Source organism: Desulfofundulus sp. TPOSR (assembly GCF_011393055.1).
Lineage (GTDB): Bacteria > Bacillota > Desulfotomaculia > Desulfotomaculales > Desulfovirgulaceae > Desulfofundulus > Desulfofundulus kuznetsovii.
Window position 1 is genome coordinate 1,466,277 of the sequence record NZ_JAAOEF010000001.1, and the last position, 21,980, is coordinate 1,488,256.

The window sequence follows — 21,980 nt, forward strand, 5'->3', positions numbered from 1 at the left end:
AAGTGAAACGGGCATTGATTACGGGCATTACGGGCCAGGACGGCTCTTACCTGGCCGAGTTTTTGCTGGAGAAGGGTTACCGGGTTTACGGGCTGGTGCGGCGTTCCAGTGTGGGCAACCTGGAGAGAATTAAACACCTGGAAAGGGACCTGCGGCTGATCCCCGGCGATTTGACGGACCAGAATTCCCTGATTGCCGCCCTGGTGGAAGCCCGGCCCGATGAAGTTTACAACCTGGCCGCCCAGTCCTTCGTGGGAGTTTCCTGGCAGCAGCCGTTGCTTACAGCCCAGGTTAGCGCCCTGGGGGTTACCCGCATGCTGGAGGCCATCCGCACCGTAAACCCGCGCATTCGCTTTTTCCAGGCCTCCAGCTCGGAAATGTTCGGCCGGGCACAGGAAACGCCCCAATCGGAAAAAACACCCTTTTATCCCCGCAGCCCTTACGGCGTGGCCAAGGTTTACGGCCATTACATCACCGTGAACTACCGGGAGAGTTACGGCCTTTTTGCCTGCAGCGGTATATTGTTTAACCATGAATCGCCCCGGCGGGGCCTGGAATTTGTCACCCGCAAGGTCAGCGACGGGGTGGCCCGCATCAAGCTGGGCCTGGCCGGTGAGCTTCGCCTGGGAAACCTGGACAGCCGCAGGGATTGGGGTTATGCCGGGGATTACGTGCAGGCCATGTGGCTGATGCTGCAGCAGGATGAGCCCGACGACTACGTGATTGCCACCGGGGAAACCCACCCGGTGCGGGAATTAGTGGAGATTGCCTTCAGCCACGCCAGCCTGGACTGGCAAAGGTACGTGGTTGTGGACCCCCGCCTTTACCGCCCGGCAGAAGTGGATCTACTCCAGGGGGACTATTCCAAAGCCCGGTCCAGACTGGGCTGGGAGCCCCGGGTTTCCTTTCCCGATCTGGTGCGCATGATGGTGGATGCAGATCTGGCCCGCTGGGAAAGGATTCTGCGACAGGGCGTGCCGGAGGACACGGTTCGGGAAAAGGGGAAACCGTGACCTGGAAAATAACCTGTTTGGTAATTATTCCCGCAGTGTTTGCGGTCAAAATGATAAAAGGCTAAAAATTTGAGCTGGCTTTTCCAAGGAGGTACCTTATGCTCACGGAAAAAATTGAGCGTTCCAAAAAAATCATTGCTGCCGCGCTCGAGCAGGCCAAGGGGGCCATGGTGACCTTTTCCGGCGGTAAGGATTCCCTGGTGCTGCTTCACCTGATTCGTACCGTTCAGGGCGGGAAGATAGCCATACCCGTGTTAAACATTGACACTGGGGTAGAGTTTCCGGAAATTTACCGGTTTATTGACAAGATGCAGCGTCTCTGGGGGTTTAACCTGGTGCGGGAAAATAACATCGGGGCTATTCCCCCGGAAGAAATTGGCCGGGACCAGGTTCAATGCTGTTGCCAGCTGAAGACCGTTCCCTTGAAACGGGCACTGGAAAAATACCTTGTCTCCCACCTTTTCACCGCCATCCGGCGGGATGAGCACCCGGCCCGGGCCGGCGAGGATTATATTTCCCCGCGGGAAAACCACATCCGCGTGCAGCCCCTGCTGCATTTCACCCGGGAGGATATCTGGGCCTACATCCGCCTGCACCACCTGCCCTACTGCTCCCTTTATGACCGGGGATATGTCAGCCTGGGCTGCCGGCCCTGCACCAGCCCGGCCGGTCCCGGTGAGGCGGAGCGCTACGGGCGGGCTGCGGCCAAGGAAAGGGCCATGCCCGATTTAAGGCAACTGGGGTATTTTTAACCGGGAGGAGTCTGCATGTTCTTTTCCATACTGCTGATTACCATTGATACCCTGCGGGCGAGTCACCTGGGGTGCTACGGTTATCAACGGGAAACCTCGCCCCACCTGGATGCGCTGGCCCGGGAAGCCATTCTTTTCCGCCGGGCCTACTCTCCCTGTTCATATACTTTGCCGGCCCATGCCTCCATTATGACGGGGAAATATGTGCTCCATCATTCAGTTGGTTACAGGCAGGGGGATGGAAAAATGGACCCCGACCGGGAAGTGACCCTGGCCGAAATCCTACTGAGCCTGGGCTGGTCCACCGCGGCCTTTGTCAGCTGCGCCGTTCTGGACGCCAGCCGGGGGCTTTCCCAAGGTTTTGTCCTGTACGACGACGAGATGACCAGGGGAGAAGAAAACCGTCCCCATGAACTGGTGCGGGACGGCCCCCTTACCACGGCGCGGGCACTGGCATGGTTAAAAGACAACACCGGCAAACCGTTTTTTGTCTGGATACACTATTTTGATGTGCACGGTCCGTATATACAACCTGCTCCCTTTAACACTTTTTTCAAGCCGGAGGATTACGGGAAAAGCCCCCTCTTGTTGCCGGTGGTGAATGAAGGGGAGACCGGTGGAATTCCCCGTTACCAGCTGCTGGCCGATGATTCCGACGGTGTGGTCAAACACCAGCATGATGTCCGTTTTTACCTGGCCCGTTACGACTGCGGTATCCGGTACCAGGACCATATTGTGGGTGACTTATTCCGGACATTAAAGGAAATGGACCTCTGGGATGAACTGATGGTCATTGTCACTGCCGATCACGGCGAGGCCCTGGGGGAAAACGGAGTCTACTTTTACCACGGTCTCACTTTGACCCCCGACCAGATTCAAGTGCCCCTGATCGTCAAAATGCCCCGTTCCACTGGTCCGGCCGGCGTGCAGGTAGACGTGCCGGTGAGTACGGTGGACATTATGCCTACGGTCCTGGAATTAATGGGGTTCGATTACAGCCGCCTGGCTTTAGACGGGTTGCCGCTGCAGTATGCTTTAAGCACACCGGATTTTGTGGCCCAAAGGGCTGTCCATAGCGATCTGTCTTGCCAGGGAGCGATTATCTGCGGCAAGGAGCTGCACCTCTGGCCCCGTACCCCGAGCATAAGCTCACCCGGGCCTTTACATAACCCTTTACTGGTTTCTGAAGAGGTCAAAATATACCTGTTTTAAATTGGAACTGAAAGGAAGTATCAACCAATGAGCAATCCCGTGATAAGCGGTGAAAGGGCGGTTCCCGGGTTTAGTGACCCGATTACCATGGCCGAACACCTAGCCCGCTACGAGTTTGCCCTGGCTTTCGTGGCCCGCCGGGAAGTGCTGGATGCGGCCTGCGGGGTGGGTTACGGCAGCCGGATGATGGCCGGGCGGGCCATGAAGGTGGTGGGGGTGGATATTGATCAGGAGTGCCTCCAGTATGCCCGGAAAAATTATGCCCATCCTCGAGTTGTTTACCAGCAGGGGGATGTCTGCGCCCTCCCTCTCCCCGGCGGGAGCTTTGATGTGGTGGTTTCCTTTGAAACCATCGAGCACGTTGCCGATGGGGAGGCCTGCGTCCGGGAAGCCTGGCGGGTGCTAAGGCCGGGGGGCCTTTACCTGGTTTCCACGCCCAACCGGCTGCTCATTTCACCCGGCCGGGGACCCCAGGATCCCCCGGTTAACAGCTTCCACGTGCGGGAATACACCCTGGAGGAATTTCAAGAACTGGTAGGGAGCTATTTCCAGAACCTGCAACTTTTCCGGCAGAATCTTGAGGAAGAGAAGCGGGGCCGGGACCCGGCCGTAAAACCCCTTTTGCCCGGGGAGGGCGCCTGGTTTTACGTTATTGTTGGCGTCAAGGGGGCTAAATAAAGCGCTGTCCAATTTCTACGGGCCTGGCCGGCGAAATGCCCCGCTCCTGGCCCGGACGGCCTCCGGGCCTTGTTTAGATTGGACGGGATGCGTTGCCCCCTGGGAAACTTTTGAAATGGTAACCTGGCCAAGGCGTAAAGCCTTATAAGCCATTTGCCCCAATATTAGGTTAATCTCCCTGTCCTATGGCTTGGAAAACGTCCATGTTTAGTATGGGTGTTAGCTTCCCAGAGGGCAAAAATGTTGACAACGCAAATAGCTCGCCGCGATGATCCCTTGACTATTTTTTTGGAATTGCTATAATAAAAAAGTAAGCGGGTGTAGCTCAATGGTAGAGCATCAGCTTCCCAAGCTGAGGGCTGCGGGTTCGATCCCCGTCACCCGCTCCAATTTTTTGTAGCAAAATCAAGCCCTCCCGGATTCGGGAGGGTCGTTTTGTTAACATTTTGCTAACATTCATTTTTTCAGAGCCTGCTCTATGAGGGCCGCGGCCTCTTTCTGCATGCCGGGTTTAACGTCTTTTTCTGCCGCTTCAAAACAGCTACTGTTTCCGGGCCTATTTCTACACGGCGGCGGCTGCCCCGTGTCTTGGGTGCGTCAATCAGCGAGGTTAAACTCCAAGGTTCTTGCTCCGCGCAGGCTACCCCTTAGTGAATGTCCTTGGGTAATTAGGTGGCATTGCCGAGATGACCGTAGACGGTAGTGTCAAACGGCCGACTGGTTCACAAAGCGAACTGAGTGGTCTTCCGGGATATCGAAATAATTCACAAACTGCTGGCTCAACAACCCCAATAATTGTTAAAACACTGATTTGCCATTCATCCTTTAATTTGTTTTTTTAGCCTAACGAAAAATACAATTAGCCGGAATTTTCTTGACATTGAGAAATATCTCACTTTATTGTTTAAGCCAAGAAGTTATGAAAGCAGGGACTGTAGAAGTACTGCCGAGGGTTGCACGGAAACCTGGTGCGGTTGCGACAGCTATGACGGCAGCTCCGGGGAAACCCTCCGGTGGTTTAAAAGGCCGTCAGCGCCTGTACAGCCGCGACAAGGGTTTCATCAGCCCGGGCGGGGAGGCTGGTCTTCCCTTCAAAAGGCGGGATGGTGTCACTACAAGCCGCAATAACGGGGGTGAGAGTGTATCTGAGAACCAGGTGCTGAAGCGTTAAGGAAATATAGTGGCGGCACGGAAATTCTGCTTGAGCAGCCGGAGATAAGGGAGGGGAGGAAGCGATGGCTGACAAAGTCTGTGAAGTTAAAGAAGCAATTGCTGACCCGGGACCGCTGGGGTTGGCCTGTTTTGCCCTTACCACCTTTTGCCTCAGCCTGGTAAACGCCGGTCTCGTTGTAAAAGAAGCAGTCGCCGTCGTTATTGCTTTGGCGCTGGCATATGGCGGTACAGTTCAAATTCTGGCAGGCATGTGGGAATTTAAGAAAAACAACGTATTCGGTGCTACAGCCTTTTCTTCTTACGGTGCCTTCTGGGTAGCCTTTGGTTTGTTTGAGCTGTTTGGAACCCTGCAAATCTATACCATCCCTAAGCAGGGCGTCCTGTTGTTCCTTGTGGGTTGGACTATCTTTACATTTTATATGTGGATAGGCAGCTTTGCTACTAACAGAATTCTGGTTATTATATTCACTTTGTTAATTATTACCTTTATCCTGCTGGATATAGGAGCTGCGGGTATTCATGTTGCCCACACATGGGGCGGTTATATGGGGATTGTAACTGCGCTAGCTGCCTGGTATGCTTCTGCCGCTGGGATTTTAAATACACTTTTCGGGCGTGTGGTGCTACCGGTGGGGCATAGAAAATAACCCTGGAATCAGGGGTCTGAGCGGAAATTCCCGCTCGGGCCCCTTTTTGGTGCTCCCGGCATGGGCGTTAACTCCAGTATCCGTAAGCTCCTGCAGGAGCGGTTGAAGCACAAAATTAACGAGCAGAAAAGCGCGGTAGACCGGCCGTGGAAACTGAAATTCCTGCCTTTGGCGTGTTTCGTAAATACCTGTTTAGGAAGCTTTTCCGCGTGGAAGGTACAGGCTATAAAAAATTTGATTTGACAATTAATGTTTATTTTGATACTTTAAAGTCACTTGTGAAATCAAGGGAATTTATATAAAAGACCCGTCAAATGTTTTTGCTAAGACGCGATAAAGGGTACGTAAAATGAAAAGGGGGGAGACACATGCCGGAAACAAAAAAAGTTAAGGAGTTAATGGTACCGCTATCCGAATATCCGGTTGCGTACGAAACCGATACCTTAAAACACGCGATTAAAGTATTAAGGAATTACCGCGCCAGCGGTCACGAGCATCGTTCCCTGCTGGTCTTCAGCAGGACAAAGAAAGTAGGGAATGAGGAGCAACTGGTGGGGATTCTTACTACCCGGGACATCTTGAATGCCATTAAGAAAAACCGCATGCTTTACGACAATACTGAACTCTTCACTATGTCCTGGGCCTTTTTCTACCGCAGGGAACCCCTCAATGAACTCACTGTGACCAAAGTGGGGCAGGCCATCCGGCCCCTGGTCGATGCTTACGTACAGGCTGACGATACCGTAACCAGGGCCATCGAGCTGATGATGACCAGAAACGTGAATATCCTGCCCGTGTTCGAAGGTAAAAAAGCCGTAGGCATCATCAGGGCGATAGACCTCCTGGACTACATCGCCGGGATGCTGTAAAGGCCCTCACAGACTATTTTGTATTAAACGCCACGATGAGCCGTCGGCTTACCATGCGTTGGGTCCGCCCGGGGCACACAGCCTGTTAGTGGATCCGGTGCCAAACTAAAGGCATCAGGATCTTGTCTGGCTGGCTTGGACCAGGGTATAATGTAAAGAGGCTTAACAAAAGGAGGCGGATTTGATCTTATGGGCAAGCACATCAAGACCATCGGCCGCCCCTCCCTGGCCAAGACTGTTCAGGGCAGGGGCTGCGGGGAATGCCAGACTTCCTGCCAGTCGGCCTGCAAGACCTCCTGCACCGTGGGCAACCAGGCCTGCATGAAGGAGGACAAGTAATGGAAAACCTGATCCCGTCCGGGATGAGGTTTTTTTCTTGAGGGAAGGGCTATGATCCACAAGTTTATCTTTGACGATCACCGCATTGTACTGGATGTCAACAGCGGTGCTGTACACCTGGTGGATGAACTGACCTGGCACCTGCTGGACGATTATCCCCTTCTCAGCCCCCGGGATTTGGTAGCCAAGCACTCCCGTTGTTACCCGGTGTCCGAAGTGCAGGAGGCCGTTAGGGAAATCGAAGAGCTGGTCCGGGAAGGCCTGTTGTTTTCTCCCGACCCCTTAGACGGCCATTATGAACCGGCGGGTAACGAGGTGGTCAAGGCCCTTTGCCTGCACCTGGCCCATGACTGCAACCTGGCCTGTCGCTACTGCTTTGCCGGGCAGGGTCACTTCGGCGGCCCCAGCGGACTGATGCCTTTGGAAACGGGGCGGCGGGCGCTGGATTTTCTTTTTGCCGCTTCAGGTTCCAGGCGCCATGTGGAAGTTGATTTCTTCGGGGGAGAGCCGCTGTTGAACTTTTCCGTCCTGCAGGCTCTTGTAGAGTACGGCCGGCAGCGGGCTGCCCAACTGGGCAAGGTAATCAAGTTTACCGTGACCACCAATGCCTTACTCCTCACTCCGGAAGTAGGCCGCTACTTAAACGAGCACGATCTGGCGGTGGTGCTCAGCCTGGACGGGCGGCAGGAAATCCACGATGCCATGCGCATCTTTCCCGGCGGCCGGGGTTCCTACGGGCGGGTGCTGGAAAACATCAGCCGTTTTGTTTCCTCCCGGCCGGGGGGTGAATATTATGTGCGGGGCACCTTTACCCGCCATAACCTGGATTTTTCCCGGGACGTGCTCCATATGGCCGACCTGGGCTTTGAACACATCTCGGTGGAGCCCGTAGTGGCTCCTTATCAGGAGGAGTATGCCCTGCAACCCCAGGACGTGCCCCTCATCTGTGAGGAATATGAAGCACTAACCCGGCAACTACTCAGCCGCGCCCGTAAGGGTCAGCGGATAAACTTCTTTCACTTTAACATAGACCTGGACGGGGGGCCGTGCCTGCCCAAGCGCTTGACGGGGTGCGGGGCCGGGCGGGAATACCTGGCCGTCTCGCCGGAAGGAAAACTTTATCCCTGCCACCAGTTTGTGGGCCGGCCGGAATATTGCATGGGGGACGTGGAGCGGGGGATCGTTCGCCCCGAACTGGTGGAAGAGTTTCGGGCCGCCCATGTGTATAACAAAGATGCCTGCAGGGACTGCTGGGCCCGTTTTTACTGCAGCGGCGGCTGTCATGCCAATGCCCACGCTTTCCACGGCAATATCTTTACCCCCTATGAAATCGCCTGTGCCCTGATTAAAAAGAGGATTGAATGCGCCCTGTATTTAAAGGCGGCCCTTTCGAGCGAAAATGCTTAAGTTACGGACCCCCCTCTGGCCCGGGTTTAACCCGGGCTAAAATTTTCGCCATAAACTTGAAAAACAAAAGAAATTAAAAGCAAATTTGCCATATTTCGACCATAAAAGGCTTTAATGGACAAAATTCATAGTGTTATAACGCCCTTATCAGTTATATATTTATAAGAGATTGACGTGGCCTGACAGGCAACCTGTTTTTTGTATCCGGGTTGCCGGTTGTCTGGTTGTGCAGCCAGTCTTTCACCAAAGGAGTAGACACCCATGACGCTTTCAGCGCCACCAACAGAGAATGAAAATGGCCGCCGTTTTGCACGGAAGCGAGCGACATTGAGCCAAGCAGGTGCCAATGCTGTATTTTCCTCCCGCCCCAAGTTCTCTTTTGTGTCCCAATACATAGATGGTCTTAGGCAAGCGGTGCGCCGTATATTGATCGAGGACCCCCTGACTCCGGCCCAGGTAATCTGCCTGGTGGCCATTACCATGGTGGTAATGACTTACGGTTCCCTCTTGACGCGTGCTTCCGGCGGTTGGGCCCTGCTGGTGGACGACCGGGTGGTGGTCGTATGTTCCGACCGGGAGACGCTGGAGACAGCCATCCATAAAAAGTTCTATTTTGGGGAATCTGCCGGTGATTTCCTTCAGAGGGTGACCATCCGCCCGGCCGCTGTGGGAGAGGGACCGCTGTTGTTGTCTAACCAGCAACTGGAGGATACCCTTGCCCGTGCCCTGGGTGCCGGAGACAGGGGCACGGCGCTGGTGGTGAACGGCGCGATTAAGCTGGTGGTAGCCGACCGCGAAATAGCCAGCCGGTTGTTGGAAAAATTAAAAGAACGGTACAGCGTTCCCGGGGCGGATGTTCGCCTGATGGAAGAGGTGAGCTTTAAAGAGGTCCGGGCGCCGGCACATGCCATTTTAGGGTTCGAGGAGGCCCTTGATTTCATTTGCACTGGTGGGCGCCAGTTTGACCGCTACACCGTTCGGCCCGGAGATACCCTGTGGACCATTGCCGCCGCGACAGGCATGACGGTGGAAGAGTTGCAGGCCGCAAACCCGGGCTTGACCCCTGAGAGGCTGCAGATAGGCCAGAAGCTTAATTTATCCCGCGCTGTGCCGGTGATCAACGTTCTGGCTACCGCGCGGCGCACAGAAAAGCGGGAAGTGCCTTTCACGGAGGAACGGCGGCGGGATAACAGCATGTATCGAGGCCAGCAACGGATTATTCAACCGGGAAAACCCGGCCTGGAGGAGGTCACTTACCAGGTCGCCTACTTAAACGGCCGGGAAGTGAGCAGGGACGTACTGGACAGGCGGGTGATCAGGAAATCCCAGACCCGGGTAGTGGCGGTGGGCTCGCGTGTGCTCCTGGCCTCCCGTTCGGGGACGGGGGGCAGGCTGGCCTGGCCCACGGTGGGGGCCATCGAGTCGCCCTTCGGGCCGCGCTGGGGACGGCTGCATTTCGGTATGGACATAGCTGCCGGTACTGGCACCCCGGTCCGGGCCGCCGAGTCGGGACGGGTAGTCAGCGCAGGCTGGAATGGCGGCTACGGCTTGACGGTGGACGTTTACCACGGGGATGGGGTGGTTACCCGTTACGCCCACCTGTCCAGGATTGAAGTGCGGGTCGGCCAGCGGGTGGAACGCGGCCAGTTGCTTGGAAGGGTGGGAAGCACCGGCAATACCACCGGGCCCCACCTGCACTTTGAGGTGCTGGTCAACGGGCAGCCCGTGAACCCGGCGCGGTTCCTGTAATGTATAGTTTTAGCCACGCGGGTTATTAGCAGGGCGAAATCCCGCGTTTTAAAGGGATTATGCGGTTCACTTTAAAACCACACACCCCTCCTTAACTGGATGACCTTGAGGAGGGGCGTTTTTATGCGCCTTTGCATCAACCAATTATTACCATTTATAACACGCAACTTGCTTTTTTCCAGCTAAAATATGCGGTACGATTGCAGGGATAAGCTATTTAAACGAGAAAATTTTAATCAATTGTTATAATTAGTATATTGTCATGTGTTAAGATTTTTGGAGGGACGAGCTTTGCTGGACAATCAGCGGAACAACCAAATTCAGCAACCCAATAATAATGATTTAAATCCTTTTTCCCGGCCAGGAAAAAAACAAGATAGAGGAATTGAACGTTGTTTTAACGTTCCTTTTATAACCAGCCTGGCTATGAGAGAAAAACAAATTCAACAAAATTATCGCCCGATTATTGCTGTGCATAAGTGGTTTGCCCGTCGCCCGGGTTCACTGTTTCGAGCCTTGCTCCTTTCAGAATTTGTGGGCGGGGATCTGGAGACAAACTATTTCCGTTCCCATAATCTACACGGGTTGAAGGTTGCCGATCCTTTCATGGGCGGGGGAACGCCGCTCCTGGAGGCTAACCGGCTGGGATGTGATATCCTTGGCTATGATATAAATCCCATGGCCTACTGGATTGTCCGGCAAGAAATTCAACAACTAGATTTAAATGAATATCAAGAAGCGGCCAATGCTTTGGGTCAATGGTTAGAAAAAAAGATCGGTTTTTTATATCGTACCGAGTGTATTTACTGCCACAATCCGGAAGCTTACGTAAAGTACTTTATTTGGGTAAAAACTCAGCGGTGCATAGAGTGCCATCGGGAGTTTGATCTCTTTCCGGGTTATTTAATTGCAGAGAACCGCCGCCATCCCAAAAATGTCATTATTTGTTGGAATTGTGGAGCCTTGAATGAAGTGAGCGACAGGCGCCGACCCGGGAATTGCCAGGCATGCGGGTTGGCCCTGCTCCTGGCCGGTCCGGCTAACAGGAATAAATGTAAATGCCCTCATTGTGGTAAAATTAACGTGTATCCTAATCCGCAATATAGACCTCCAAAGCACCGGCTGGTTGTCATCGAATATCATTGCCCGCGCTGCCAATCCGTTCATCGGGGACGTTTCTTTAAAAAGCCCGATGATGTGGACTTGGCCAGGTACCGACAGGCCCAATCCATGTGGCAGGACGTGGAACCTATTTTTGTGCCTGATGATTTAATCCCACCCGGGGATGAGACTGCTCGGTTGCACCGCTGGGGTTATTACCGGTACCGGGAAATGTTTAACGAACGGCAGTTGTTAGGACTGGAGTTGATCTGCCGGGCTATAAATCAATACAAAAATACAAGAGTGCGCGAAGCTCTGGCCACAAATCTCTCGGATTTGCTTCGTTATCAGAACATGCTTTGCCGGTACGACACTTACGCTTTAAAATCGCTGGATATTTTTTCGGTACACGGCTTCCCGGTTGGCCTGGTTCAATGTGAATCCAATATTTTAGGCATAAAAAGTGATCGCAGAACCAACATCGGTAGCGGCGGCTGGATGAATATCGTAGATAAATTTTTAAAAGCAAAACAGTACTGCCAGCATCCCTTTGAGGTTACTTTTCATAACGGCCGCAAGAAAAAAATATACACCAGTGGAGAATGGATAGGGGAATTCCGTGAATATAACGGGCAGTTAGAGTTGAAAAATGTGGACATAAGGTGTGAAAGTTCTACAGCTGCCGAACTGCCACCTGGAATTTTGGACGCCGTAATCACGGACCCACCCTATTTTGCCAACGTTCAGTACGCTGAATTAATGGACTTTTGCTATGCTTGGCTCCGGCGCTTGGTTGGTAAAGATAATCCTGTTTTTGCAGGACCCAGTACGCGTAACGAAAATGAACTGACAGGCAACGCTACCCTGGAACGCGGGCTTGATTATTTTACCCAGGGTTTGTCGCAAGTTTTCCGCCGTTTTTCAGCTGCTCTCAAGCCGGGGTCCCCTTTTGTTTTCACGTTTCATCATAACTCTCTTGAGGCTTATTATCCCGTAGTTGTAGCTCTTCTTGATGCCGGATTGGTTTGCACGGCTTCCATTCCTTGCCCTGCCGAGATGAGTGCCTCGATTCATATTAACGGTACGGGTTCATCGATCGTTGATACCGTTTTTGTTAATCGATCTACTGGAACCATTTCTCGACGAATTTTAACCAGAGATGTGGCCGGAATTGCCCGGCTGGTGTTGGATGACTTGGGAAGGCTGGAAGCGGGTGGTTTGAAGCCAACTCTGGGTGATGCCCGGTGTGTGCTGTACGGTCATTTGGCTCGCCTGGCCGTTTGGTACCTTCGTCATTCATGGGATGTTAATTTACCCTGCACTGATAAATTAAACCGGATTGACCTTTTTGTTCAGGAATTAGGTGGACTTAAAGTAATAGAGGGATATTTGCCAAAGGATATCGCCGTTCGTTGCAAGAGATGGGAAACGGTTCGCGAGGTAGATGCTGATTATGGAGAGGAAGAGGATGAGGTATCCTTTTGAAGTTTCCTATACAGAACTTCAGGCTGAACTGGATTCTTTTGTTTCAATAATTTTCTCTTCTTTAGAATCCGAGTTTCTAGTGCTACCCAAAGGGCCAGGTTTTGTAGAATATCCAAATTTTGAGAAGGCATACCAGATTCTCAAAAAAGCAACTAATGGTTTCACCAGTTTTAATACATCAGCTATTTTGAAGGCGGTAAAGCAAGCTCCGCTTTGTCTTATTGTTTTGCGTACGATCCTGGGCTTCACTCCACCAGAGTGGGCATACGTTGCGACCCAAAGAACAGGAGTTGAAATAACTCAAGGCTTCGCAAGGGCCTTGGATCGGAGAATTAGATTTTCACCTTTTTCTGCGCTACGTTTAACTCAATTGACTGAGAAACGATTGATAGCGTTGATTGAAACAGCCGGCCAACTGCTTACATTACCGGTTGTAGAGGCAGGTATTGGTGAGATACACCGACTGGACAAGGCAGACACAAAGGAAGGCCTGACTTCCGTCCAAAGTCTAGCCCAACTAGGTGTTCCGTACGCTATGCTCCTATATGAAAGGCTCCTTGGCAGGCCTTTTGCCGGACATCGTGATTCCGTTTCGGAGCTAATTGGAGATAGCCTTGAATCCGCTATCGAGGATATTCTTACTGGGGCCGGAATTAGCTTTCGGAAAACTAAACGGGCTGAAAAAATACCGGGATTTGATCAGGCTCCGGATTTTATTATCCCAGATGAATTTTCGCCACAGGTTGTGATTGAAGCTAAAATTACAGAAGATGACGGTACTGCGAGAGATAAAGTAACCCGTATTCAGCACCTTGCCAGTTTAAGTACCCAGGGCCGGCATGATGAAAGTCCAAGGTTTGAAGTCATAGCCTGCATTGCCGGTCGCGGCTTTGGTGTTCGCCGGGAGGATATGAAAAAATTACTCCTGGCTACACGTGGGAAGGTGTTTACTGTAAAAACTTTAGATAAACTTGTGGAATGTTCGCGCCTGAAGGAGTTCCGAACAAAGTAAGAAGGGGTCTAAGGTTTCTGGCCATTTAAGCGTAATGAGCTTTCTTAAAAATGTTTTATGTTATATATGGTTCTGTTTCAGTCTGAAGAACAATTGTGGTATAATGGTCGAAAAACAGTTTGCTTTATAAAGGGGTTGTAGTCATGGCTTTTTCTTACCGTGAACGCAAAAAACGGCGCCAGAGGATTGCCTTCATTATCCTCACCGTTTTCCTTTCCCTGGGTTTATTGGGGACTTCCATCGGCTGGTTTTTTGACCTTCCTTCTTCCGACCAACCTTCCGGGGCGGAGCCGCCGTCTCCGGAAAAAATAATTGCAGAACTGGAGTCGCAGGCCAGGGCCAACCCGGAGGATGCCGACGTTGCCGCCCGGCTGGCCAGGGCCTACCTGGATGCGGGAAAGATGGATCAGGCTCTTAAAACCTACGAAAAAGCCGTGCAACTGAGACCGGAAAACAGTGATTTTCGCATCGAGCTGGCCCTGGTGCAGTTTTTGCTGGGACGTTACGACGAGGCCGTAGCCAATTTAAAAGAAGAAATCAGGCGTCACCCGGACAATGCCCGGGCCCACTATTATTACGGACAGGTGCTGGCCCTGGGGAAGGGGGACTACGAAGGCGGCATCCGGGAGCTGGAAAAATTTATTCAGCTTGCCGGTCAGGGGGATGACGTGGCCCAGGCGCGTAAAATGATCGAGGAGTGGAAGGCGCAGTTGAAAAAGTAAACAAGCGGACCCGCTTACTGCGACTGGTGTATGTGTATCAACCGGTAACTGGTTTTGGATAACGCCAGGCCCGGCGTTTAGACGAGCAGGGAACTGGCGGAGTAACTCGGACCAGGCGGGTTTGCCTTTAGTTTCCTCTAGGAGGAGGACCCCGCTGACGTTATAATTAAGTGAGAAAAGTCTTAAATAAGGCCCCCGGGAGGAGGCCCTTATTTTTTAATGCTTATCCGATTAATCAGCTAATTAACCACAATAAAATGTTGTTAGAGGGAGAGGTGAACGCCTGTGAACATTTACCCGCTCATTAAAACGCAATCTCCCCCCGGCACGGGGCAGCTTATGCTCTGGTTCTGGTTGAAAATAATGGCCGTTTTTGTAGCCCTGGTGTTTGTCCTGGTCATACGGGTACCCGGGCAAATACGGGGATACGTTTACCATATCTTTCGCGAGGCGGCCCGGGCCCAGGCGATGATCAGCACCCGCCATATGCTCACCCTATCCGACGGTCATTTCTTAGTGCGCTACTATCCCGGGGATGCCGACAGCGCCCGGCTGGTGTTAAAAGCAGCCCGGGAGTTCTACCCGCTGGTAGCGCGGGACTTTCGTTTTTCCGCCGGGAAAAAGATCCTCCTGGTTGTCCATCCCACCCGGGAGTCGCTGAATGCCAGTTTTGGCTGGCCGGCCAGCGAAAGTGCCATGGGCGTGTACTGGGCGGGGGTGATCAGGGTTCTTTCGCCCCGCGCCTGGATCGATGCCCGTGACCCCCAAAAGGTGGAAGAGGTTTTTGTTGGCTCGGGGCCGGTGGCTCATGAGTTAACCCACCTGGTGGTGGACTATCTTACCCGGGGCAACGTGCCCCGCTGGTTCACCGAAGGGGTCGCCCAGTACGAGGAATACAGGCTCACCGGCTTCCGGTTTGCTGGAACCGGGGATTTTGCGGGGCAGCCGCTTTATGACTTTGGGGAGATGGAGCGAAATTTTGATGAACTGCCCAACCAGACCCTGGCCTACTGGCAGTCCCTGGCGGTCGTGGAATACCTGGTGGAAGTATATGGCGAAGAAAGTTTGCATAAAATTTTAGCAGCGCTGGGACAAGGGCGGGATATGAATGGCGCCCTGCAACAGGTTACCGGACGGGATCTGGACCGGTTCGCTGCCGGCTTCCGCTCGTGGCTCGGGCAAAAACTATAAGAAAAAGTCAAAACGTAAATATTCAATAAAACCGTTATAAGGAGGATGCGGCGCTGTCCGGAGCGAACGACTTGCGAAGCGCCGGTAACAGCACCCGGTGAACCCAGCACTCACTGGCAATGAAGCTCTTTCCAAGCCTGCTGTGACAAGATAGTAAGTTGTAATCTTTCCAGTATAGCATTTTCAGTGAGTGCTGGGCGGCTCGGCTCTCGAGGACGCCAAACGAAATCAAATGGAAGAACACCTGTTGGTGGCACATCGGGCAGTTTAATATGGTCGGGAGGTAACAGTGTCGATGGTAATCCGCAGAGAGCCAGAGCCGGCCCGAAGCTAGCCGCGGTGCGCATCTTACGTGGAGCACTGGAGTGAGCGGGGACAGCGCCGCATCCCACCGGGTTCACTGAATATTTACGTCAAAACTATTCTCCCCCGGTGCCTTTACGGATGATTGTTGGAAAAGCCGGCTTTGTGGCAGGAATTGTGGAGGGGGATCGAGAATATAGGTTTTAGTTTTTTTATGACGGGAGGAAAATGTTTTCTATGGATAGATTGGTTGTTGCCGGGGGAATATCCCTGCGGGGACGGGTTGCCATTAGCGGGGCCAAAAACGCTTCCCTGGCCATTTTGTGTGCTGCCGTCATGGCCGGCGAACTGGTAACTCTGGAAAATGTACCCGACATCAGGGATGTACAGGTAATGGTTGACATCCTCCGCTCCCTGGGGGCGCAAGTACACCGCACCACCCCCAGTGGCAGCTTGCGCATCCTCATGACAGACCCGCCTGCCCAAATGCCTCCTTACCACCTGGCTAAGCAGCTGCGTGCTTCCAATTTGTTGCTGGGTCCCCTGTTGGCCCGTTTTGGCCGGGCGGAAATCCCCCTCCCCGGGGGATGCAACATCGGAACAAGGCCCATGGATTTACATTTCAAAGGCCTGACCGCCCTGGGAGCCCAGCTTTTCCTTGAACGGGGTACAGTGGTCGCGCGGACCGCCAGGCTCGAAGGGAACCGGGTGTACCTGGATTTCCCCAGTGTAGGAGCCACGGAAAATATCATGATGGCCGCTTGTCTGGCCCGGGGGCAGACGGTGATCGAGAATGCCGCCCGGGAACCGGAAGTGGTGGATCTGGCCAACTTTTTGAACTGCCTGGGAGCCAGGGTGCGGGGAGCAGGCACCGATGTAATCAAAATCGAAGGGGTGGATTCCCTGGGCGGTTGCCTGCGTTATGCGGTTATCCCCGACCGCATTGAAGCGGGCACCTTTATGGTGGCGGCGGCTGCCACCCGGGGAGACGTGGTCTTGGAAAATGTCATCCCCCGTCACCTGGAACCATTGATTGCCAAACTGCGGGAGGCCGGGGTGGAAGTGGAGGAAGAGGAGGACCGCGTCCGGGTCAGGGCCAGCGGCCCTTTGAACCCCATCGACATTAAGACCATGCCTTATCCGGGGTTTCCCACGGATATGCAGTCCCAAATGATGGCTCTTTTGTCCACCGTTCCCGGCACCAGCGTGATCGTGGAAAATATCTTTGAAAACCGCTTCAAAGTAGCCGATGAACTGAAACGCATGGGTGCGCGGATCAAGGTGGAGGGCCGCCTGGCTGTGGTGGAAGGCGTGGAGCGGCTGCAGGGTGCCTGCGTCCGGGCTACCGACCTGCGGGCGGGGGCTGCCCTGGTGGTGGCCGGTCTCATGGCTGAAGGTGAAACCCGGATCGGCAACGTAGTCTATATAGACCGGGGCTATTTCAATTTAGAACAAAAGCTGAGGATGCTGGGTGCCCGGGTCTGGCGCGCTTCATCTGAAGCGGATGCTCCGGCGCAAAACGGTACGACCAGGAAAAGCGCCATGGTTTAAAAAACTACAGGTTAACGGGAAGAGTCGATGCAAATTACACTGCTGTGTGTTGGAAAGCTAAAGGAAGATTTCCTGCGCCTGGCCCAAAGGGAATACCTCAAGCGGCTCAAGCCCTATGCCCGGCTTGAGGTGATGGAGGTCAGGGAGGAGGCCCTGCCCCCAACCGGGGAAAAAGGGGCGGTGGAGGCAGTCCTGAAAAAAGAGGGGGAGCAACTGTTACACAGGATTCCGGAAAACAGCTATGTGATCGCCCTGGACAGGGAGGGAGTGATGCTTACCTCCGAGGAATTTGCCGGCTTCCTGCACGACCTCAGTTTGCAGGGGCAGAGCAGGTTGTGTTTTATCATCGGGGGGAGCGCAGGGCTGGCCGGAGCCGTCCTGGCCAGGGCCTCCATGCGGCTTTCCTTTTCTAAATTTACTTTTCCCCACCAGTTAATGCGCATTATCTTGCTGGAACAGGTATACCGGGCTTTTAAAATCATCCGTGGTGAAAGGTACCACCGCTAGGAAATACCGGCCCGGAAGAAGCCGGATGGTACCGGATGACAGCAGGAATTGATCATTTTTTGACGAACTGGCTAAAAAGATTTTAAGGAAATTAACTTTTCTTTTGTTAAAATTTTTTATTGTTAATTTGGGCCTTTCCGGGAGGAATAGGTTAAAACGCATCGAATTACATAGTGTTGGAGGCCCGGCAGAAAGGGCTAATGGAAAAGTTCGTGAGGAAAGGGACAAATCTTTATTTTTAAAAACTAAAAGGAGGTAGCGTGATGTACGTAGTAACTGTGGATCGCGACAAGTGCGAGGGTTGTGGCGAGTGTGTGGACTCCTGTCCGGGCAGCGTGCTGGAAATGAAGGATGGCAAGGCGTTCGTGGTCAATTCCGATGATTGCCTCGGGTGTGAAACATGTGTTTCCGTCTGCCCGTCGGGAGCAGTGACACTGGAAGAAAGGTAGGTAATTTAACGGAGGAGGGGTGAGAGGAGTAAAGGTTGTTGTGGCTTTAAGTTCAGGTAATTTCAAGTATGGGTGCTGCGAGAGGCAAAGATACATTTAGCGTTAGTAAAGGAGGCGTGCTGATGTTTGAACCAAAGAGGCCTCAAAAACAACTGAAATATGAAGAGCTCCGGATTTATACCGATGAGGAACTGAAAAACTTTACCGAAGAAGAATTAAAAGAATTTAAAATAAAACATGAAATCCCCGCCGTGGAAGAGCTGGAGAAGGGACCGTGGCCCAGCTTTGTGGCTGATGCCAAGCAGGAGGCCCTGCGCCGCAGAAAGCTTGCCGACGACCGGATGATGATTGACCGGTACGTGGTGGAAGACCTGCTGGGCCAGCTGGAGCTTTCCTTTAAAGACGGCGAGACTCACTGGAAGCACGGCGGTATCGTGGGCGTTTTTGGCTATGGTGGCGGCGTCATCGGGCGGTACTCCGATGTGCCGGAAAAATTCCCCGGTATTGCCCACTTCCATACCATCCGCGTCAACCAGCCAGCCAGCAAGTTCTATAAGACCGACTTCCTGCGCGCCCTGTGTGACCTGTGGGAATACCGGGGCAGCGGCCTTGTGAATATGCACGGTTCCACCGGGGATATTATCCTTTTGGGAACCACCACCGAACAGCTGGAGCCCATTTTCTACGACATGACCCATGAACTGGATCAGGACCTGGGCGGTTCCGGCTCCAACCTGCGGACTCCCTCCTGCTGTATCGGTAAAGCCCGCTGTGAATGGGCCTGCTACGACACCCAGGAAATGTGCTATGAGATGACCATGCATTACCAGGACGAGCTGCACCGTCCGGCCTTCCCGTACAAGTTTAAGTTCAAGTTCGACGGCTGCCCCAACTGCTGTGTGGCATCCATTGCCCGTGCCGACATTGCCTTTATCGGCACATGGCGTGACGAAATCCGCATCGATCAGGAAGCCGTGAAGGCATACATTGCCGGCGACATTGTGCCCAGGGGGGGCTCCCACAAGGGCAGGGATTGGGGCAAGTTTGACATTCAAAAGGAAGTCATCAACCTCTGCCCGTCCCAGTGCATGTGGATGGAAGACGGCAAGCTGGTGATCGACAACAAGGAATGCGTGCGCTGCATGCACTGCATTAACGTGATGCCGCAGGCGCTCAGACCTGGCACGGATACCGGCGTGAGCATCCTGGTGGGTGCAAAAGCCCCCATCCTGGAAGGCGCGCAAATTTCGCAGGTGATCGTGCCCTTCATGAAAGCGGAGCCGCCCTATGACAACGTTAAAGAAGTTATCGAGAAAATCTGGGAATTCTGGATGGAAGAAGGAAAGAACCGCGAGCGTGTTGGAGAGCTCATCCAGCGTGTTGGCTTGCCCAAGTTCCTGGAGGTAATCGGCCTGCCGCCTGCACCGCAAATGATCAAGGCGCCGCGTGCCAACCCGTACATCTTCTGGAAGGAAGAGGACGTACCCGGCGGATTTGAAAGAGACATTAAAGATTTCCGGGCCAGACACAAGAGGTAAATAATAAGGGGGTTTGTTGGATGGCTCTTTCCACTGGGAAATACGGTAAATTCGATCCGCAGAATCCAACCAAAGACAGGATTACGGATATTGGTCCCCGCCACTACTGGGAAAACTTCCCGCCCAGCATTCAAAAGAACTACGGCAAGTGGCTGTACCACGAGATCCTCGAGCCGGGCGTGCTGGTACACGTTTCCGAAACGGGGGACAAGGTCTACACGGTCAGGTGCGGTTCGCCCCGCCTGATGACCGTACAGCACGTGCGGGAAATCTGCGATATTGCCGACAAATACTGCGACGGCTATGTGCGTTTCACCACCCGCAACAACATCGAGTTTATCGTGGACAGCCTTGAGAAGGTGGAAGCTCTTAAAAAGGATCTGTGGAGCCGCAAGTTTGTTTCCGGGAGCTACAAGTTCCCCATCGGCGGCACTGGGGCCGGCATCACCAATATCGTGCACACACAGGGATACGTGCACTGCCACACCCCGGCCACTGACGCTTCTTCCCTGGTCAAGGCCGTCATGGACGACCTGTTTGACTACTTCACCGGCATGACCCTGCCGGCCAAGGTGCGGGTGGCGGTGGCCTGCTGCCTGAACATGTGCGGTGCGGTCCACTGTTCGGACATCGCCCTGCTCGGCATTCACCGGAAGCCCCCGATCATTGACCACGAGGTCATTGATCAGGTCTGCGAGCTTCCTCTGGTCATTTCTTCCTGCCCCCTGGGTGCCATTTCGCCCGACAAGACCCCGGAAGGCAGGAGGACCCTCAAGATTAAGGTTGAGCGCTGCATGTTCTGCGGCAACTGCTACACTATGTGCCCGGCTCTGCCCATTGCCGACAAGGAAGGCGACGGCGTAGCCATACTGGTGGGCGGCAAGATCTCCAACGCGGTCAGCGAGCCCAAGTTCTCCAAGGTAGTGGTGGCTTACCTGCCCAACAACTTCCCGCGGTTCCCGGAAGTGGTCCAGACCGTGAAGAAGATTGTGGAGGTTTATGCTGCCGATGCCCGGAAGCACGAGCGCCTGGGCGACTGGGCCGAGCGTATCGGTTGGGAGAAATTCTTTGAGAAGACCGGTATACCGTTTACCGAGCACCTCATTGACGATTACCGCCTGGCCTACGACACGTTCCGGACCAGCACCCAGTTCAAGTTCACGGAAGCAGCCTGGAATGTTTGCAAGGCAGCCGGCGGAATTGACTAAATCTGTGGCGGGCAGGCGTTTTGCGCAAAACGCCTGCCCCGGTCACTTCTATTTATGGCGAGAGAAAGGGTGGGATTACCTGATGGAAGAGATTAAAAAAGCGATTTTAGAGTTTGCCAGTGCCAGCAAGAAAACCAGGTTCTATTTTAAGGATATGGAAAAGGCGGTGCAGGAAAAAGTTCCCGGTGCCAAAGCCAGGGAAATTAAGAAGGCTGCCAGTGAGCTGATCAATGAGGGTACGCTGATTTACTTCTCCACCGGCAGCACCACCATGTACGGCTTGAAGGACAGGTGCGCTTCCGACGAGCCACAGCAATAGACCTTTAATAGACCTGGTTGATCTTTTTGTTCTGATGGTGGCTCAGGACGGCTTGCTATTCGCTACGAGTAGCAGCCTTAATTTTTGTCGGATAGGGAGGTGTACCATGGAAAACGCAAACGTCTCCCAAACCTTTATAGAAAAGCAGGTGAACATGCTGCAGAGCAACCCCGGTTGTGCCACGGCCAAATACAACCTGGGGGTAATGCTCATGGAGCAGGGCAGGCTGGATGAAGCAAAAATTCTCTTTGAAGAAGCCATTGCCGACGGTACCAGGATGTTTGAGGCTTACGTCAACCTGGGTTATATCTATTTCAAACAGGGGAACCTGGAAAAAGTAGAGGAATGCAACCGCAGGGCGGTGCAAATAGAACCCCGTTATGCCCGTGGTTATGCCAATCTGGGGTTTGCCTACCTGCAGATGGAAAGAACCGATGAAGCCATCGAAGTGCTCCACAAAGCCATCGAATTAAACCCCAGGATAGTCCAGGCGTGGTGCAACCTGGCCAACGCCTATCTCCAAAAAGGCGAACTGGATCGGGCCATAGAGACCAACCAAAAACTGCTGGAAATGGCACCGGATTTTTCACTGGGTCATAACAACCTGGCCTACGCCTACTACTTGAAGGGGGATATGGTCCGGGCCGCCGGGCACCTGAAGCGGGCCCTGGAGCTGGGATTTGAGGCTCACCCGGATTTTTTGAAGGAGATGGAACCATACCTCAAGAAATAAAATGATGACAGGGGGAACTGCC

At 53.4% G+C, this 21,980-nt stretch carries 20 protein-coding genes and 1 tRNA gene; all 21 read left to right on the forward strand.

All coding sequences use genetic code 11. The features are described from left to right. Positions 1-2: 2 nt before the first annotated feature. The 21 genes from gmd to G7K71_RS07390 all read left to right on the forward strand — a co-directional run bounded on the left by gmd (position 3) and on the right by G7K71_RS07390 (position 21,958). Positions 3-1,013, forward strand: coding sequence for a GDP-mannose 4,6-dehydratase (gene gmd, locus G7K71_RS07290; RefSeq protein WP_166344602.1), 1,011 nt, complete (start codon positions 3-5; stop codon positions 1,011-1,013). A gap of 98 nt (positions 1,014-1,111) precedes the next feature. Continuing rightward, positions 1,112-1,765, forward strand: a complete 654-nt coding sequence (locus G7K71_RS07295; RefSeq protein WP_166344604.1) for a phosphoadenosine phosphosulfate reductase family protein — start codon at positions 1,112-1,114, stop codon at positions 1,763-1,765. Between the two features lie 15 nt (positions 1,766-1,780). Beyond that, on the forward strand, positions 1,781-2,977 hold the full coding sequence (locus tag G7K71_RS07300; RefSeq protein WP_166344606.1) for a sulfatase: 1,197 nt from the start codon (positions 1,781-1,783) through the stop codon (positions 2,975-2,977). A gap of 27 nt (positions 2,978-3,004) precedes the next feature. Beyond that, positions 3,005-3,655: a bifunctional 2-polyprenyl-6-hydroxyphenol methylase/3-demethylubiquinol 3-O-methyltransferase UbiG gene (locus tag G7K71_RS07305; protein WP_166344608.1), complete on the forward strand. Its 651-nt coding sequence runs from the start codon at positions 3,005-3,007 to the stop codon at positions 3,653-3,655. A 314-nt stretch (positions 3,656-3,969) separates the two neighbouring features. Continuing rightward, positions 3,970-4,044 (forward strand) — tRNA-Gly (locus tag G7K71_RS07310). A gap of 846 nt (positions 4,045-4,890) precedes the next feature. Next, positions 4,891-5,475: an acetate uptake transporter gene (locus G7K71_RS07315; RefSeq protein WP_013824490.1), complete on the forward strand. Its 585-nt coding sequence runs from the start codon at positions 4,891-4,893 to the stop codon at positions 5,473-5,475. A 368-nt stretch (positions 5,476-5,843) separates the two neighbouring features. After that, on the forward strand, positions 5,844-6,344 hold the full coding sequence (locus tag G7K71_RS07320; protein WP_166344610.1) for a cyclic nucleotide-binding/CBS domain-containing protein: 501 nt from the start codon (positions 5,844-5,846) through the stop codon (positions 6,342-6,344). Positions 6,345-6,533: 189 nt separating this feature from the next. Beyond that, positions 6,534-6,683 carry a six-cysteine ranthipeptide SCIFF gene (scfA, locus tag G7K71_RS07325; protein WP_013824488.1) on the forward strand — a complete coding sequence of 50 codons (150 nt, stop codon included), beginning with the start codon at positions 6,534-6,536 and terminating at the stop codon, positions 6,681-6,683. Positions 6,684-6,734: 51 nt separating this feature from the next. Continuing rightward, positions 6,735-8,090 (forward strand): thioether cross-link-forming SCIFF peptide maturase, encoded by a 1,356-nt coding sequence (gene scfB / locus G7K71_RS07330; RefSeq protein WP_166344612.1) that lies wholly within the window; start codon positions 6,735-6,737, stop codon positions 8,088-8,090. 414 nt (positions 8,091-8,504) lie between these two features. Continuing rightward, a complete protein-coding gene (locus G7K71_RS19825) occupies positions 8,505-9,839 on the forward strand; it encodes a M23 family metallopeptidase (RefSeq protein ID WP_166344614.1) in 1,335 nt (444 codons plus the stop codon). 291 nt (positions 9,840-10,130) lie between these two features. Next, complete coding sequence (locus G7K71_RS07340; RefSeq protein WP_243174590.1) at positions 10,131-12,425, forward strand: DUF1156 domain-containing protein; 2,295 nt, start codon at positions 10,131-10,133, stop codon at positions 12,423-12,425. Continuing rightward, positions 12,409-13,437, forward strand: a complete 1,029-nt coding sequence (locus G7K71_RS07345; protein ID WP_166344616.1) for a hypothetical protein — start codon at positions 12,409-12,411, stop codon at positions 13,435-13,437. Before G7K71_RS07340 ends, G7K71_RS07345 begins: the two co-directional genes overlap by 17 nt. Before the next feature lie 143 nt (positions 13,438-13,580). Continuing rightward, on the forward strand, positions 13,581-14,159 hold the full coding sequence (locus G7K71_RS07350) for a tetratricopeptide repeat protein (RefSeq protein ID WP_166344618.1): 579 nt from the start codon (positions 13,581-13,583) through the stop codon (positions 14,157-14,159). Between the two features lie 285 nt (positions 14,160-14,444). Continuing rightward, positions 14,445-15,350, forward strand: coding sequence for a peptidase MA family metallohydrolase (locus tag G7K71_RS07355; RefSeq protein ID WP_166344620.1), 906 nt, complete (start codon positions 14,445-14,447; stop codon positions 15,348-15,350). A 540-nt stretch (positions 15,351-15,890) separates the two neighbouring features. After that, positions 15,891-17,204, forward strand: coding sequence for a UDP-N-acetylglucosamine 1-carboxyvinyltransferase (gene murA / locus G7K71_RS07360; RefSeq protein WP_013824482.1), 1,314 nt, complete (start codon positions 15,891-15,893; stop codon positions 17,202-17,204). Between the two features lie 27 nt (positions 17,205-17,231). Beyond that, entirely contained in the window at positions 17,232-17,711 is a 480-nt protein-coding gene (gene rlmH, locus G7K71_RS07365) for a 23S rRNA (pseudouridine(1915)-N(3))-methyltransferase RlmH (protein WP_013824481.1), read from the forward strand. Between the two features lie 263 nt (positions 17,712-17,974). After that, the gene (locus G7K71_RS07370; RefSeq protein WP_013824480.1) at positions 17,975-18,160 is read left to right on the forward strand and encodes an ATP-binding protein; all 186 of its coding nucleotides are present in this window, start codon (positions 17,975-17,977) and stop codon (positions 18,158-18,160) included. Between the two features lie 119 nt (positions 18,161-18,279). Next, complete coding sequence (gene dsrA / locus G7K71_RS07375; RefSeq protein ID WP_041283679.1) at positions 18,280-19,698, forward strand: dissimilatory-type sulfite reductase subunit alpha; 1,419 nt, start codon at positions 18,280-18,282, stop codon at positions 19,696-19,698. Between the two features lie 20 nt (positions 19,699-19,718). After that, positions 19,719-20,906: a dissimilatory-type sulfite reductase subunit beta gene (gene dsrB, locus G7K71_RS07380; RefSeq protein WP_166344622.1), complete on the forward strand. Its 1,188-nt coding sequence runs from the start codon at positions 19,719-19,721 to the stop codon at positions 20,904-20,906. 82 nt (positions 20,907-20,988) lie between these two features. Next, positions 20,989-21,225, forward strand: coding sequence for a dissimilatory sulfite reductase D family protein (locus tag G7K71_RS07385; RefSeq protein WP_013824477.1), 237 nt, complete (start codon positions 20,989-20,991; stop codon positions 21,223-21,225). 106 nt (positions 21,226-21,331) lie between these two features. Next, positions 21,332-21,958, forward strand: coding sequence for a tetratricopeptide repeat protein (locus G7K71_RS07390; RefSeq protein ID WP_166344624.1), 627 nt, complete (start codon positions 21,332-21,334; stop codon positions 21,956-21,958). Positions 21,959-21,980 lie beyond the last annotated feature (22 nt).

Coding starts and splice junctions, on each gene's coding strand:
- G7K71_RS07295 (WP_166344604.1), top strand. CDS start 1,112: ATGCTCACGGAAAAAATTGAGCGTTCCAAAAAAATCATTGCTGCCGCG.
- G7K71_RS07300 (WP_166344606.1), top strand. CDS start 1,781: ATGTTCTTTTCCATACTGCTGATTACCATTGATACCCTGCGGGCGAGT.
- G7K71_RS07305 (WP_166344608.1), top strand. CDS start 3,005: ATGAGCAATCCCGTGATAAGCGGTGAAAGGGCGGTTCCCGGGTTTAGT.
- G7K71_RS07320 (WP_166344610.1), top strand. CDS start 5,844: ATGCCGGAAACAAAAAAAGTTAAGGAGTTAATGGTACCGCTATCCGAA.
- murA (WP_013824482.1), top strand. CDS start 15,891: ATGGATAGATTGGTTGTTGCCGGGGGAATATCCCTGCGGGGACGGGTT.
- dsrB (WP_166344622.1), top strand. CDS start 19,719: ATGGCTCTTTCCACTGGGAAATACGGTAAATTCGATCCGCAGAATCCA.
- G7K71_RS07345 (WP_166344616.1), top strand. CDS start 12,409: ATGAGGTATCCTTTTGAAGTTTCCTATACAGAACTTCAGGCTGAACTG.
- rlmH (WP_013824481.1), top strand. CDS start 17,232: ATGCAAATTACACTGCTGTGTGTTGGAAAGCTAAAGGAAGATTTCCTG.
- scfB (WP_166344612.1), top strand. CDS start 6,735: ATGATCCACAAGTTTATCTTTGACGATCACCGCATTGTACTGGATGTC.
- G7K71_RS07390 (WP_166344624.1), top strand. CDS start 21,332: ATGGAAAACGCAAACGTCTCCCAAACCTTTATAGAAAAGCAGGTGAAC.
- G7K71_RS07385 (WP_013824477.1), top strand. CDS start 20,989: ATGGAAGAGATTAAAAAAGCGATTTTAGAGTTTGCCAGTGCCAGCAAG.
- G7K71_RS07370 (WP_013824480.1), top strand. CDS start 17,975: ATGTACGTAGTAACTGTGGATCGCGACAAGTGCGAGGGTTGTGGCGAG.
- G7K71_RS07350 (WP_166344618.1), top strand. CDS start 13,581: ATGGCTTTTTCTTACCGTGAACGCAAAAAACGGCGCCAGAGGATTGCC.
- G7K71_RS07315 (WP_013824490.1), top strand. CDS start 4,891: ATGGCTGACAAAGTCTGTGAAGTTAAAGAAGCAATTGCTGACCCGGGA.
- scfA (WP_013824488.1), top strand. CDS start 6,534: ATGGGCAAGCACATCAAGACCATCGGCCGCCCCTCCCTGGCCAAGACT.